Below are 14,324 nucleotides of genomic sequence, written 5' to 3'. Positions count from 1 at the left end.
AAACCACACTTTCTGGCATCGTGTGGGCATGACGCGAAGCCAGGCCGACACAGACCCCGTCTACAGCGCACCGTTTCACTTCCAACCGGGACAGCGCAGCGACGTGCTGGTGGTGTGCGACCACGCCAGCCGGGCACTACCCCCGGAGTTCGGCGACCTCGGCCTGTCGCCAGGGCAGCGTCGCGACCACATCGCCTGGGATCCCGGGGCCGCCCGGGTGGCGCAGGCCCTCGCGACGGCGCTGGGCTGTCCCGCGTTCCATGGCGGCAGCTCCAGGCTGGTCGTCGACCTCAACCGGCACCCGGACTCGGCACACCTGGTGCTGCCCGAGAGCGGTGGCCACCCGGTGCCGGGCAACCTCCGGGTGAGCCCCGAGGAGCGCGAACGGCGCCTGCAGCGCTACTTCCATCCCTATCACGATGCGCTGGACGCCTACCTGGACCGGCTCGATGCCGCAGGCACGCGCCCCACCCTGTTGTCGGTGCACTCGTTCACCCCGGAAATGCTCGGCATGCTTCGGCCGTGGCCGATCGGGCTGATGTGGAAGGAGCATCGCGACTGGGTGCCCCGGCTGCTGTCGTGGTTCGCGCAGCGCGGGGTGGAGATCGGGGACAACCAGCCCTACGACGGCCACGACACGCTGGGTTTCACGCTGGAGTACCACGGCCTGCAACGCGGCCTGCCGCACGTACTGTTCGAGATCCGCCAGGACCAGTTGCTGCTCGACGAGCAGCAGGAGCGCTGGGGACGCGACCTGGCCCAGGCGATCCTGGAAACCGGCGTGATCGGCCCGCCGACGTCAGCGTGAGCGTTGCACCCGGATCCGGCCCAGGCCCCGTGCCACCCGGGGGAACACGTCGACCAGTTGGCTGCGCGCCTTGGGCGGCAGTTTCGCCAGCGCCCCGTGCACGTCGATCGGGCCCGGGGGAAGCGGGTCCCCCACCCAGGCGAAGGCGACCCGGTTGGACTGACCGGGCTCCTCGAGCACCAGGACACGCTCGTCGAAGGCACGACGCAGCCGATTGACGTGCCGGTCGGCATCTGCGCAATACAGGTTGCTGGCCATGACGCCGTGGGGCGCAAGGGCGTTGCGGCAGTCCTCGTAGTAGCGCTGGGTCGAAAGCACCGCAGGGATGCCACCCTCGTCATAGCCATCCACCAGCAACAGGTCGAAGCGACCCGGGCGCTCGCGCACCCAGTTCGCGCCGTCGCCCAGCGCCACCTGCAGACGCGCGTCGTCGTCGGGCACCCTGAAGCGCCGCCGCAGCGCGATCACGCCAGGGTTGTTCTCGACCACCTCGATCCGGGAGTGCAGCAGGTGGCGATGGCAGAACTTGACCTGGGATCCACCGCCCAGGCCGATGACACCAATGCGCGCAGGCCGCGGATTGAACAACAGTGCGCCCATCATGGTGCGCGTGTAGTCGATCAGCAGCCGGTCGGGCTGGAACCACAGCATCCGGCTCTGCGCATCGGCCGCATTGAACTGCAGCGAGGTGGTGCGCCAACCGCGACGCACGAAGGGCCGGGCCAGGCCGGGCTCGCCCGCTTCCGGCGGCGGCCCTGCCCGCAGACGATCCGCCAGCCGCTTCAGCCAGCCCTTGCCGTGGTCGGCCGCCATGCCCGCGCGCCGGATCAGTCTTCGCGGTCGGGCCGGCGGAACTCCGCCATGCAGGCCTGGTATGCGGCTTCGGCGCCGGCGGTCCCGGGGCCCCTGCCCGCTTCGGCACGGCACAAGGCCTCGGCGCGCTTCTCATCGCTGCGATCGGTATTCCCCCAGCTGACCGCCGGCCCGCCGGCACAGCCCGCCAGCACCGCCACTGCCGCCATCCACACCACGCAAGCTGCCGTCTTCACCGCTGGATCCTCGATACGTCGCTGGCCCGGAACGGGCCACAAGGGGAAATGTACCCGATCCCCGGGCTGGTGCGTGTCGTCATCACGGTTCCAGGAGGAGGTCGGCCAGCCCTTTCCCCAGGTGGCTTTGCATGTGCGTGCGGAAACGCGCACTGCCCACGTAGCCGCCGTCGGCGGCGAAGAACTCGGCGATGACCGGCGTCCAGTCCGAGCCGTCGGGCAGGATCACGCCAAAGGTTTCCGACGCGTCGTCGCCTGCCGGGTGCCGGCGCAAGGGTTGCCCGGCCTGCTCGGCACGCCAGAAGTTGTAGATGTCGACGTAGCCGAAATAGCCCTCGTCCGCGGCAAGCAGCGCCACCAGCTCATCATTGGACTCCACCGGGCGCGTCGCCAGGCCCGGGAAGTGCTCCTCGCGGATCGCCGCAAGGCGCGCCTCGTGGAGGGTCGCCGGGATCACCAGGCCGGTGAGTCCTGAGAAGCGCTCCCCGATCAGTGCCATCGCGGGCAACTCCGGCACCGATGCATGGGTGACCAGTGCCGCGATATTGCTCATGTAGGGCGGCGAGAAGTCCAGCTCCTCCCCGCGCTGCCCGGTGATGGTCACATTGCCCACGCCCAGGACGCCGTCGTTCGCGTCGCGGACCTCGCCGTAGAACGTCGACCACGAGGGCTGCTCGTGCCAGGACACCTCCACATCGAGGTCGTGGGCCGCGGCAAGCCAGGTCGCGAAGTCCCGCAGCAGTTCGACCGTGACACCGGTGGGGCGGCCCGCACCATCCCGGTAGGCGAAGCCCGGCGCGGGCACGAAGGCGAAAACCAGTTCCGCCCGGCCCCGCGCGGTCGCCTCCTGGAACGACGAGCCCGACAGACCGCCAGCCTGCGTGGCTACCGGGGCCTCCGTCACCCGCCCCGACACCCCCTCGCCTGCCGGCCGCGGGGCGGCGCCACACGCCGTCAGCACGAGACAGCTGGACAGGGCCAGCGCGGCGACCAGACGCAGTTGTGGTGGAAGAATCACTCGGGCGACCTCCTTGCGACGATGCGCTCAGGCTATCGCGTCGGCTGCCCGCCACCAAACGGCCGCGGGCTCCGTACGCTGCATCCCCATCCGGACTACGATGGGGTGCGTGACTCCTACGCGCCTGCAAGGAAACCAACATGGCCCACACCTACGGCCCCGGCCTGGTGCTGCACATGTACCCCGACGAACTGCTTCGCTTCGGCGCCAGCCATACCGCCGAGCCCGACGAAGCGGTCGCCGCCCAGCATTATTTCCTGTGCATCAGCGCCGATGACAAGGGCGCGTTCTGGACGCCGCTCTACCTGACCCGCGGCCAGGACCGCCTGCCGATCCAGGAGGCCGACAAGCGCGGCCACGGGCGCTGGACGCGCGGCACGTCCTTCTACTCCGCCGACGAGCTGTGGCACATCCCGCACAAGGCGGCCCAGCGCGGTGCCCAGGCCGCCGGCGACAAGTCCGGCCCCAAGGACGAGAACCGGGTGGACCTGGCCGCCGTGCCCAAGCGCGACATCTTCCCGTCCGACTCCGCCTTGCGCACCCACGCCCGGGCCTGATCGATCAGTCCCTCGCCGGGGCCGGGAGCGTGAGTCCGCTGTCGAAGCGGCGCATCGTCGCGTCGAGTGGATCGATGAACGCCAGTCCGGCTGCCAGCAACTGCAGCGCGGTTGCCGCCGGTTGGTGGTGGCCAGGCTGCAGCTGCGGGTAGAGGCGATCGCCCAGGATCGGAGCCCCCAGGGACGCCATGTGCACGCGCAGCTGGTGCTTGCGGCCGCTCACCGGCTCGAGCTGGTACCGCCAGGCCTGGCCGCCCCGCTCGAGCACGTCCATGCGCGTCTCGCTGTTGGGCTCTCCCGGAACCTCGTGCATGCGGAAGAACGGTTCGCCCCGGGCGAGCCGGCTGCGATGGACACGGGGCCACTGCAGGCCGGGCAGCGGGGGCGCCAGCGCCTGGTAGTACTTTTGGATGCGCTGTTCGCGGAACAACGCCTGGTAGGCCGCCCGGGTTTCAGGATTCGTCGAGAACATGACGAGCCCGGCGGTATCGCGATCGATCCGGTGCAGCGGGATCAATGCCTCGTTGCCGACGCGCCGCACCAGGCGCGCCAGCAGCGTCTCGCGAACCGCCGTGCCCGCCGGGGTCACCGGAAGTCCATGCGGCTTGTCGGCCACCAGCACATGCGCGTCGAGATGCACGATGCCCTCTTCCAGCGCCAGCCGGGGTTCATCGGGCACTTCCCGGTAGTAGCTGATCTCCAGGCCCACGCGATAGGGCGTGTCGGCCCGGACGGCGACGCCCTCCGGCCCCAGCACCCGACCGCGGGCCATGCGGTCGCGCCATTGTTCGCGCGACACCCCGGGGAAACGCGCGCACAGGGCGTCGAGCACGCTTGGCCAGGGCCCGGGCGGAAGCTGCAGGCGGCTCGCGGCGAGACCGTCCACCACGGGTGGCCGCCGGCGCATCGCCAGCCTCAGCCCTGCGGTGCGTGCAGCACGCGTGGCGTGAGGGCCACGGTGGCGCTGTCGCTCATGAGCTGCAATTCGGTGTCCTGGATCATCGCGGTCAGGCGCATGCTGCGCTGGACGAACCCGGCCACGGCCTCGACCGCCGCCGCATCGATGTCGATGACCGTGAGGTTCTTCAGGCGCTTGAGCGCGTTGCCGTGCTTTCCCCACCAGATCCCGGCACTCCGGCCGCTGTAGGTCACCAGCACCACTTCGCGCGCGCGGCCACAGGCCTTCTTCAGGCGGCTCTCGTCGGGTTGGCCCAGGTCGATCCACTGCTCGATGTCGCCGGTGTAGTCGCGCCGCCACAGGTCCGGCTCGTCGTCGGTGCTCAGGCCACGCCCGAACTCCAGCCGCTCGTCGGCGTGCAGTGCGAAAGCCAGCAACCGGACCATGAGGCGCTGGTCGGTTTCGGAAGGATGCTGGGCGAGGGTCAGGTTGTGGCTGGCGTAGTAGTTGCGGTCCATGTCGCTGACCTGCAGCTCGGCCTTCACCACGGTGGATTTCAGGGACATCGGTGCCACCGGTTCATGTAGGTCGTGGATTGTACCGCCACCCCTCCGGGCAACCGGCGTAAGCTGGGTTACGCCGCGCCGCCTGCCGCCCCCCGCCCCCACGGGGTGTCCCGCCGTTCGATCAGCAGGGACCCTGCATGCCTTCCAGCTCCAACGCGTTGCGCCGATGGCTAGGACTCCACGCCCGTGGAACCGGGCCCTCGGGCCCGTCCGGTCCAGCGGATCCCCGGGACCCGCCGCTGCGGGCGGAACTGCTCAATGCCGAGCAGATGGAAGTGCGCGGCCGTGCCCTGGCCCGGGTCCATCAGGTGGAGACCCGCGCCGGCAGCGACGCCCTGATCGCCCGCCTGCGCCAGAACGAAGCCCTGCTGGCCCAGGCCAACGCCTCGCTGGCCTCGATGGTGCGCGACAAGGTGCGCATCACGCCGGCCGGCGAATGGTTCCTGGACAACTTCCACCTGATCGAGGAACAGGTGCGCACCGCGCGCCTGCACCTGCCCAAGGGTTACAGCCGCGAGCTGCCGGTACTCGTGCAGGGCGGGCCCGCCGGACTCCCGCGCGTCTACCACCTCGCCCTGGAGGCCGTGGCGCACGGCGATGGCTGGGTGGACACCGAAACGATCCGCCGCTTCATCTCCGCCTACCAGGAAGTCGAACCCCTGCGCCTGGGCGAGCTGTGGGCCGTGCCGATCATGTTGCGGCTCGCGATCCTGGAAAACCTGCGGCGCATGGCCGCGCAGGTCATGCGCGACGGCGACGACCGGCGCCTGGCCGGCGAATGGGCCGCCCGACTCGCCCACGTGGCCGAGACACGCCCGAAGGACCTGGTGCTGGAACTGGCCGAGATGGCGCGAACCGCGCCGCCGGTTTCCGGCTCCTTCGTGTCGACCCTCTCGCGGGGCCTGCAGGGCCGCAGCGTGGCGCTGAGCATGCCGATGGCGTGGCTGGAACACTGGGCCCAGGACGCCGGCCACGGCGTGGAGGCGCTGATCCAGGCCGAGAGCCAGCAGCAGGCGGCCGACCAGGTGTCGGTCAGCAACAGTATCGGCAGCCTGCGGTTCCTGGCGCAGATGGACTGGCGCGACTTCGTCGAGGGCCTCAGCGCGGTCGACCAGGCGCTGCGCGAGGACCCCTCGGGCGTGTATCCGCAGATGGACTTCCTGACCCGCGACCATTACCGCCATGTGGTCGAGCGTCTGGCGCGCCTCGGGGACCACCGCGAGGCCGACGTGGCACGGCACGCGGTGCGACTGGCGCAGGCGCACCCGGATCCGACGCGTGCGGCTTCGCACGTCGGCTACTACCTGGTCGACGACGGCCTGGTGGAATTGCGCGAGGTCCTGCGGGAGGCCAATCCCGCCAAACCGCTGAGCGTGGGCAGGCCGCGCGTGCCGCTTCCCGCCTACCTGCTCCCGATCGCCTTCCTGACCGCCGCCTTCACCGTGGCCCTGCTGTCCGCCGCCTCGCCCACAACCGGCTTTGGCGTCCTGACAGTCATCCTGTCGGTGCTGGCAGCCATCGTCTTCAGCGAACTCGCGATCACGCTGGTCAACTGGGGGGCGACCGTCATCGTCGCGCCGCGCCCGCTGCCCAGGATGGATTTCAGCCGCGGGATCCCTTCCCCGTGCCGGACCCTGGTCGTGGTCCCCTGCATGTTCGGCAGCCAGGTCGGCGTGGATGCGCTGGTCGAGGCACTGGAAGTGCGCTACCTCGCCAACCGCGACCCGAACCTCCAGTTCGCGCTGTTGTCGGACTTCCTCGACGCCGAGACCAGCGTACTTCCGGCGGACGAGGCCCTGCTGCAACACGCCGCCGAGCGGGTCGGCGAGCTCAACGAGCGCCATGCGTCCAAGGGCGTGGATCGCTTCTTCCTGCTGCACCGGCCCCGCGTCTGGAACGGGGGCGAGGGCGTCTGGATGGGCAGCGAACGCAAGCGCGGCAAGCTCGCCGCGCTCAACAAGCTCCTGCTCACCGGCGCCACCGACGCGTTCATCCGCATCGCCGGCGATCCCGGGCACCTGGTCGGCACCCGCTATGTCATCACGCTCGACGCCGACACCCGCCTGCCGCGCGATGCCGCGCGCGAGCTGGTCGCCACCCTCGCCCACCCGCTCAACCGCGCCCAGTTCGACCCCGTGCGCCGCCGCATCGTGCGGGGCTACGGCATCCTGCAACCGGGTGTCGGCAGCAGCATGGGGGGCCTCGCGGAGCTCGCGCTACGCCTTGTTGCTGGGCACCGAACCGGGAATCGATCCCTATACCCGCGCCGTGTCGGACGTCTACCAGGACCTGTTCGGCGAAGGCTCGTTCGTCGGCAAGGGCATCTATGACGTGGACGCCTTCGAACGCGTGCTCGACGGACGCTTCCTGGAGAACCGGATCCTGAGCCACGACCTCCTGGAGGGCTGCCATGCCCGCGCCGGACTGGTCAGCGACATCAAGCTCTACGAGGACTACCCATCGCGCTACGCAGCCGACGTCAGCCGACGCTACCGCTGGATCCGTGGCGACTGGCAGTTGCTGCCGTGGTTGCTGCCCTGGATCCGCAGAATGGACGGGACGCGCGAGCGCAACCCGTTGTCGCTGCTCTCGCGCGGGAAACTGGTCGACAACCTGCGCCGCAGCCTGGTGCCCGCCTCGATGGCGGTCCTGCTGGTTTCAGGCTGGGTGATGTTCGACCGCGCCGTGCCCTGGACGCTTTGGCTGCTCTGCCTGTGGCTGCTGCCGGTGGCGATTCCGACCCTGCGCGATGTGCTGGCCAAACCCCTGGACCTGGCCCCCGGCATCCACCTGCGACAGGTGGCACGCGCCGGCATGCGCCAGCTCAAGCGGGCGGCCGTCGCAGTGGCCCTGCTGCCACATGAAGCCTGGTACAGCGTCGATGCCATCGCCCGGACACTGTGGCGGGTCCTGGTAAGTCGTCGCAGGCTCCTGCAGTGGTGCCCCTCCAGCGAGGCCGAGCGCCGCCTCGGACGGGGCGCGGCCGCGGAGCTGGCGCGCATGTGGGCAGCGCCGGCGACCGCCCTCGTCGCCAGCGTCGCGATCGTCCTCTTCAACGCCCGGGCACTGCCTGTCGCCCTGCCGATCCTGCTGCTTTGGTTCGTCTCGCCCTGGCTCATGCACTGGCTGAGCGAACCGCTCCGCGAGGAACGCGCCCCGCTCGCCCCGGACCAGAAGGCGTTCCTGCACCGGCTGACCCGGCGCACCTGGGCCTTCTTCGAAGTCCACGTCGGCGAGCCCGACCACTGGCTGCCGCCGGACAACGTCCAGGAGCACCCGACGGCCGTCGTGGCCCATCGCACGTCGCCGACCAACATCGGGCTCGCGCTGCTGGCCAACCTCGCCGCCTACGACATGGGCTACCTCACCGTGTCGGGGGTCATCGACCGCACCACCCGCACGCTCGACACGCTCGATCGCCTGGCCCGCCACCGCGGGCATTTCTTCAACTGGTACGACACGCTGACCCTGCAACCCCTGCCCCCGCGCTACGTTTCAAGCGTCGACAGCGGAAACCTCGTCGGCCACCTGGTGACCTTGCGCCAGGGCTTGCTGGCGTTGGCCGAGGCTCCCCTGCTGCCGGTGAACCTGCTCGATGGCCTGGCCGACACGGTGGCCGTGCTTCGGGAAGAACTGGCAGCCACCCCGGGGCGGTCTTCGGGTCTCGCCGAAGCAATCGACGCGTTCGAGCAACGGCTCGAATCGCTGCGCAAGGGGGCGTCCGCCGAGGCGCGACCCAACGAATCCACCCTGCTCACGCTCCGGGGCCTGGCACAGGCCATCGCCCGCCAGGTGCCGGCCCGCCCAAGCGACGAAGTGCTCGCCAGCCCGGACTGGCCGGCCGCCCTGGTGGCGGCCTGCGATGCGGCCCGGTCGGAAGCAGCCCGCCTGGGGCCCGCGCAGGAGAACGGAGGGACGGTGACGCTGGGCAGCCTCGCGGCGCCTACAGCACAGGGCCCGGTCGCGGACTGGGCGCGCGAACGCGTGCAGGCCCTGCGAGCACTCGCCGATCGCGCAGGTCGCCTCTCCGACATGGAGCAGGCCTTCCTGTACGACCCGGACCGCCACCTGCTCTCGATCGGCTACAACGTCGAGGAGAACCAGCTCGATGCCGGCTTCTACGACCTGCTGGCTTCCGAGGCGCGTCTGGGTACCTTCGTCGCGATCGCCCGTGGCCAGTTGCCGCAGGAAAGCTGGTTCTCGCTGGGACGCCTGCTGACCGAGGTCGAAGGCCAATCGACCCTGTTGTCCTGGAGCGGGTCGATGTTCGAATACCTGATGCCGGACCTGGTGATGCCCAGCTACCCCGGCACGCTGATCCACCAGACCCTGCAGCATGCGGTGACCGCGCAGATCCGCTACTGCGGCCGGCGCGGGGTGCCCTGGGGGGTCTCCGAGTCGGGATACAACGCAGTGGACGCGGCGATGAACTACCAGTACCGGGCCTTCGGCGTGCCCGGACTGGGCCTCAAGCGCGGGCTGTCGCAGGACCTGGTCATCGCGCCGTACGCCAGCATGATGGCGCTGGCGGTGAGCCCGGTGCCGGCCTGCCAGAACCTGCAGCGCCTGCATGCGGACGGGCTGGCGGGCCGTTTCGGGCTCTACGAGGCCGTCGACTACACCGCCGAGCGCCTCCCCGGCGGGGACAAGCAGGCCATCGTCAGGTCGTTCATGGCCCACCACCAGGGCATGGGCCTGCTCGGGCTGGTGCACCTGCTGCGCGACCAGCCCATGCAGCGCCGCTTCGTCGCCGACCCCGAGATCCAGGCCACGCTCCTGCTGCTGCAGGAGCGCATCCCGAGGGCCGCGGTGTTCCACCCGCATCGTGCGGAGCGGGACGAAGCCGACCTGGGGCCGGCCGAGCATCCGGTGCGCCTGCGCATCCTGCACGACCCCGACACGCCGCGGCCCGCGGTGCAGCTGCTGTCCAACGGCCGCTACCACCTCATGCTCAGCAGTGCCGGGTCCGGGTACTCCCGGCTGCGCGACATCGCCGTCACCCGCTGGCGCGAGGACGCCACGCGCGACCCCTGGGGCAGCTTCTGCTACCTGCGCGACGTGGCCACGGGCGACTTCTGGTCGGCCACCCATCAGCCGACATGCGCCCGGGTGGATGGCTACGAGGCAATCTTTTCCGACGCCAAGGCCGAGTTCCGTGGCCGCCGGTCGGACTTCGAGTCGCACCTCGAGATCGCCGTGTCCTCGGAAGACGACATCGAGCTGCGCCGCCTGATGCTGTGCAACCGGTCGAGGACCGAGCGCAGCATCGAGATCACCACCTATGCCGAAGTGGTGCTGGCACCCTCGCTTGCCGACGAGATGCACCCGGCCTTCAGCAACCTCTTCGTGCAGACCCGGATCGTGCGCGACAAGCAGGCGCTGCTGTGCACCCGGAGGGAGCGATCGCACGGGGAGGCACCTCCCTGGATGTTCCACCTCGTGGCGGTCCACGATGCCGACGTCGAGGCGATCTCCTACGAAACCGACCGCGCCCGCTTCATCGGCCGCGCCCGCAGCCTGCGCCGGCCCCGGGCCCTTGTCGAGGACGAGGTACTGAGCGACAGCGAAGGCTCGGTGCTCGACCCGATCGTGGCCATCCGCTGCCGCGTCCGCCTCAAGCCGGGACAGAGCATGTGCTTCGACATGGTCAGCGGCGTCGGCCCCGACCAGGCCGCCTGCCGGGCGCTCATCGACAAGTACCGCGACCGTCGGCTCGCCAACCGCGTGTTCGAACTGGCCTGGACCCAGGCGCAGGTGGTGCGCCGCCAGATCAATGCCAGCCAGGCCGATGCCCAGTCGTACGAACGCCTCGCCGGGTTGATGGTCTACGCCAGTCCGTTGCTGCGCGCGCGCCCGGCGATACTGCAGCAGAACCGCCGCGGGCAATCGGGCCTGTGGGGGCAGTCGATTTCCGGCGACCTGCCGATCGCTCTGGTGCGCATCGCCGATGCCGCCAACATCGAACTGGTCCGGCAGATGATCCAGGCCCACGCCTATTGGCGACTCAAGGGACTCGAGGCCGACCTGGTGATCTGGAACGAAGACCGGGCGATCTATCGACAGCATCTCCAGGATCGCATCCTGGGCATGGTGTCGGCCGGCCCGGAGCCGCATGCGCTCGACCGGCCAGGCGGCATCTTCGTGCGCAGCGCCCACCAGATCCAGCAGGAGGATCGGATCCTGCTCAAGTCGGTGGCACGGGTGATCCTGAGCGACCGTCGCGGCACGCTGGAAGACCAGGTTGGGAAGCAACTCTCCAGCATCAGCGCCCCTGCTCCCTCCGCCGCCACCGCCCTTCGGGCACCCAAGGCCACCGAGACGGCCACCGGGGAGCGCCGCCTCCCCGCCATCCCGACCCACCCGGCAGCAGGCCCGGGCGACGCCGCTGCGCCGGCGAAGTTCAACAATGGCCTGGGCGGATTCAGCCAGGATGCCCGCGAGTACCTGATAACGCTCGACGAAGGCGACACCACGCCGGCACCATGGAGCAACGTGCTTGCGAATGCCGGCTTCGGCACGGTCATCAGCGAAAGCAGCCTGGGCTACACCTGGTTCGAGAACGCGCACGAGTTCCGGCTCTCGCCCTGGCACAACGACCCCGTGTGCGATGTGTCCGGCGAAGCGCTCTACCTGCGCGACGAGGAGTCCGGCCACGTCTGGTCACCCACGCCGCTGCCCTGCCGCGGTCCGGGCACCTACCGCATCCGGCATGGCTTCGGCTATACGGTCTTCCACTACACCGCCAAGGGCATCGAGAGCGAGCTCTGGGTCCACGTCGATCGCGACGAGCCGGTGAAGTACCTGCAGCTGCGGTTGAAGAACCGGTCGGACACGCCGAGACGGCTGAGCGTGACCGGCTATGTCGAATGGGTGCTGGGCGACCTGCGTGCGCGCTCGCACATGCACGTCGCCAGTGCGACCGAGTCCGGCAGTGGCGCTCTGGTCGCGCGCAACCACTACAACAGCGAGTTCGCGGGCCGCGTCGCTTTCTTCGCCATCGATGCGGGGCCCTATACCTTCACCACCGACCGGACCGAGTTCCTTGGCCGCAATGGCGATCCCAGCGCTCCCGCTGCGCTTGGCCGCGAGCAGCTTTCCGGACGACTGGGAGTGGGCGTGGACCCGTGCGCGGCGATCCAGCGCAGCCTCACGCTGCCCCCCGGGGGCGAAACCACCGTGGTGTTCCGTCTCGGTGCAGCCCGCTCCGCGCCCGATGCGATGCACCTGGCCCAGCGCACCCGTTCGCATGCCTGTGCCGGGGAGGCCCTAGCCCGGACACGCGACCACTGGGGCCGGCTGCTCGATACCGTCCGGGTCAGCACCCCCGAACCCGATTTCGACGTGCTGGCCAACGGCTGGCTGATGTACCAGACCCTGGGCTGCCGCTACGCGGCCCGCAGCGGCTTCTACCAGTCCGGCGGGGCGTTCGGCTTCCGCGACCAGCTCCAGGACACGATGGCCACGGTGCATGCCGACCCGGCGCTGAGCCGCGAGCACCTGCTGCTGTGCGCGTCCAAGCAGTTCCCCCAGGGCGACGTGCTGCACTGGTGGCACCCGCCCAGCGGACGCGGCGTGCGCACGCGCTGTTCGGATGACTACCTGTGGCTTCCCGTGGCGACCTGCCGCTACCTCGACGTCACCGGGGACACGTCCATCCTCGATGCGTCGGCAGGCTTCCTCGAGGGGCGACAGGTCAACGTCGACGAGGAGTCGTACTACGACCTTCCCGCCGTTTCCGATCGGGTCGGCAGCCTCTACGAGCACTGCGTCCTGGCGCTGCGCAGGGCCACCACGCTGCTGGGCGGACGCGGCTTGCCGCTGATCGGCACCGGCGACTGGAACGACGGAATGAACCGGGTCGGTGAGGCCGGCATCGGCGAGAGCGTCTGGCTGGGCTTCTTCCTGCATTCGGTCCTGGGCGACTTCACCCGCGTCGCGCGCCAGCGGGGGGACCACGAGATGGCGGAGGAATGCACGCAGCACGCAAGCGACCTGGCACGCAACCTCGAGGCCCATGGCTGGGACGGGCAGTGGTATCGCCGTGCGTGGTTCGACGATGGGACACCCCTGGGGTCGAAGGGGAACGAGGAGTGCCGCATCGACTCGATCGCGCAAAGCTGGTCGGTCCTTTCGGGGGTCGCTCCCCCCACGCGTGCGAAACAGGCGATGCAATCACTTGCCACCCACCTGGTGAAGCGCGACTCCCGCCTCGTGCAGTTGCTCGACCCTCCCTTCGACCGGGCCGACCCGGACCCGGGCTATATCCGGGGCTACGTGCCCGGGGTGAGGGAAAACGGCGGGCAGTACACGCACGCCGCCGTCTGGGCCGCGATGGCCTTCGCGAAACTGGGCGATGCACGCTCGGCCTGGGAGGTGGCGCGCATGATCAATCCGGTCAACCACACCCGCGATGCTGCCGGGGTGGCGCGCTACCGGGTGGAGCCCTACGTCATGGCCGCCGACGTCTATGCCGTCGCCCCCCACACGGGACGGGGGGGCTGGACCTGGTACACCGGATCTGCCGGCTGGATGTACCGGATGATGATCGAATCCCTGCTGGGCCTGCGCCGCATCGACGACGTGATGCACCTCGAGCCCTGCGTGCCGCCGGATTGGCCGGGCTTCGGCATGGACTATCGCCACGGCGGCACGCGCTACCGGATCAAGGTCGAACTCGTCGCCACCGGCCGGCCCGACTGGAACTCGATGGCGTGCCGCAGGACACAGCGGCGTTCCCCCTGGTCGACGACGGGATCGAACACCGCGTCGCCCTCGCCTGGCCGATGCATCCACGGCAGGACCGGGATACCCCCCCGGCCCCGCCATGATGCCCGGCGACCGGCTCAGGGTTCCGGCGCGAACTCGCAGCTCACTTCGGGATTGAAGTCCGCGAAGATGCCTGCCGGGTTGTCGATGCCGATCCACACGTGCAGGGCCCAGATGTCGAGATGGGGGTTGTAGCCCAACTGCTGCCCCATGAACTCGGGCGGCTCGACATGCGGCCAGTCGGCAGCGGCGATGATGTACTCCACCGCACCGAAACGCATCGACCCGTCCTCCATCGGCACGTAGACAAGGACCTCGGGCCGCAGCAGGGACAGGTTGCCTTCGTTGGCCAGCTGGTCCGGGTTGCCGTAGTGGTAGCCCATGCCGCCGGCGGGCGACTCCACGCAGTCCGAAAGCTGCGCGAACCAGCCGGCGGACTGGGCGACGTCGAAGCTGAAGAATGCCGACGAGGCGTTGCGCAACAGCGCCAACTGCGCACGGATCTCCGCCGGCATCCCGCGGTCCGGACAATGCGGCGGCATGCCGGCGCCGCGGCAGGAATTGCCCGGCCCCGCGGGGCTTGCCCCGGGCCGGGCCATGGCGCTGGCCCCTGTGACCAGGGCGCCTGCCAGGCAGCACATCGCAAAAATTCCACAACGAAT

General features: G+C 69.8%; 10 protein-coding genes. 4 read left to right on the top strand and 6 right to left on the bottom strand.

All coding sequences use genetic code 11. The annotated features are described in order from the left end of the window. The first annotated feature begins 28 nt into the window (after nucleotides 1-28). Nucleotides 29-808 (top strand): N-formylglutamate amidohydrolase, encoded by a 780-nt coding sequence (locus FU658_RS05510; protein WP_147891170.1) that lies wholly within the window; start codon nucleotides 29-31, stop codon nucleotides 806-808. On the opposite strand, the gene FU658_RS05505 is transcribed toward FU658_RS05510, so the two are convergent. From FU658_RS05505 to FU658_RS05495, 3 genes are all read right to left on the bottom strand, one after another. Continuing rightward, the gene (locus FU658_RS05505) at nucleotides 800-1,621 is read right to left on the bottom strand and encodes a spermine/spermidine synthase domain-containing protein (RefSeq protein WP_147891169.1); all 822 of its coding nucleotides are present in this window, start codon (nucleotides 1,619-1,621) and stop codon (nucleotides 800-802) included. The genes FU658_RS05510 and FU658_RS05505 overlap by 9 nt on opposite strands. Before the next feature lie 14 nt (nucleotides 1,622-1,635). Beyond that, nucleotides 1,636-1,857: a hypothetical protein gene (locus tag FU658_RS05500; protein WP_147891168.1), complete on the bottom strand. Its 222-nt coding sequence runs from the start codon at nucleotides 1,855-1,857 to the stop codon at nucleotides 1,636-1,638. Nucleotides 1,858-1,939: 82 nt separating this feature from the next. Beyond that, the gene (locus FU658_RS05495; RefSeq protein ID WP_147891167.1) at nucleotides 1,940-2,875 is read right to left on the bottom strand and encodes a substrate-binding periplasmic protein; all 936 of its coding nucleotides are present in this window, start codon (nucleotides 2,873-2,875) and stop codon (nucleotides 1,940-1,942) included. Nucleotides 2,876-3,015: 140 nt separating this feature from the next. On the opposite strand from FU658_RS05495, the gene FU658_RS05490 reads away from it, so the two are divergent. Continuing rightward, nucleotides 3,016-3,432, top strand: coding sequence for a hypothetical protein (locus tag FU658_RS05490; protein WP_147891166.1), 417 nt, complete (start codon nucleotides 3,016-3,018; stop codon nucleotides 3,430-3,432). Between the two features lie 4 nt (nucleotides 3,433-3,436). Here the strand turns inward: FU658_RS05490 and FU658_RS05485 are convergent, their stop codons facing one another. Together FU658_RS05485 and FU658_RS05480 are read right to left on the bottom strand one after the other, a co-directional pair. After that, entirely contained in the window at nucleotides 3,437-4,339 is a 903-nt protein-coding gene (locus tag FU658_RS05485; RefSeq protein WP_147891165.1) for a pseudouridine synthase, read from the bottom strand. An 8-nt stretch (nucleotides 4,340-4,347) separates the two neighbouring features. After that, nucleotides 4,348-4,896, bottom strand: a complete 549-nt coding sequence (locus FU658_RS05480; protein WP_147891164.1) for a YaeQ family protein — start codon at nucleotides 4,894-4,896, stop codon at nucleotides 4,348-4,350. A gap of 137 nt (nucleotides 4,897-5,033) precedes the next feature. Between FU658_RS05480 and FU658_RS15115 the strand changes: the two genes are divergently transcribed. Further along, the gene (locus FU658_RS15115; protein ID WP_255505437.1) at nucleotides 5,034-7,226 is read left to right on the top strand and encodes a protein kinase family protein; all 2,193 of its coding nucleotides are present in this window, start codon (nucleotides 5,034-5,036) and stop codon (nucleotides 7,224-7,226) included. Then, the gene (locus FU658_RS05475; protein WP_255505436.1) at nucleotides 7,120-13,857 is read left to right on the top strand and encodes a glycoside hydrolase family 94 protein; all 6,738 of its coding nucleotides are present in this window, start codon (nucleotides 7,120-7,122) and stop codon (nucleotides 13,855-13,857) included. Before FU658_RS15115 ends, FU658_RS05475 begins: the two co-directional genes overlap by 107 nt. On the opposite strand, the gene FU658_RS05470 is transcribed toward FU658_RS05475, so the two are convergent. Beyond that, nucleotides 13,740-14,177, bottom strand: coding sequence for a hypothetical protein (locus tag FU658_RS05470; protein ID WP_147891163.1), 438 nt, complete (start codon nucleotides 14,175-14,177; stop codon nucleotides 13,740-13,742). The two genes, FU658_RS05475 and FU658_RS05470, sit on opposite strands and share 118 nt — an antisense overlap. Nucleotides 14,178-14,324: the final 147 nt, after the last annotated feature.

The organism is Alkalisalibacterium limincola (assembly GCF_008017755.1).
GTDB lineage: Bacteria > Pseudomonadota > Gammaproteobacteria > Xanthomonadales > Xanthomonadaceae > Alkalisalibacterium > Alkalisalibacterium limincola.
The sequence above is the reverse complement of the archived record's forward strand: the minus strand, read 5'-3'. Positions and strand labels throughout refer to the sequence as shown.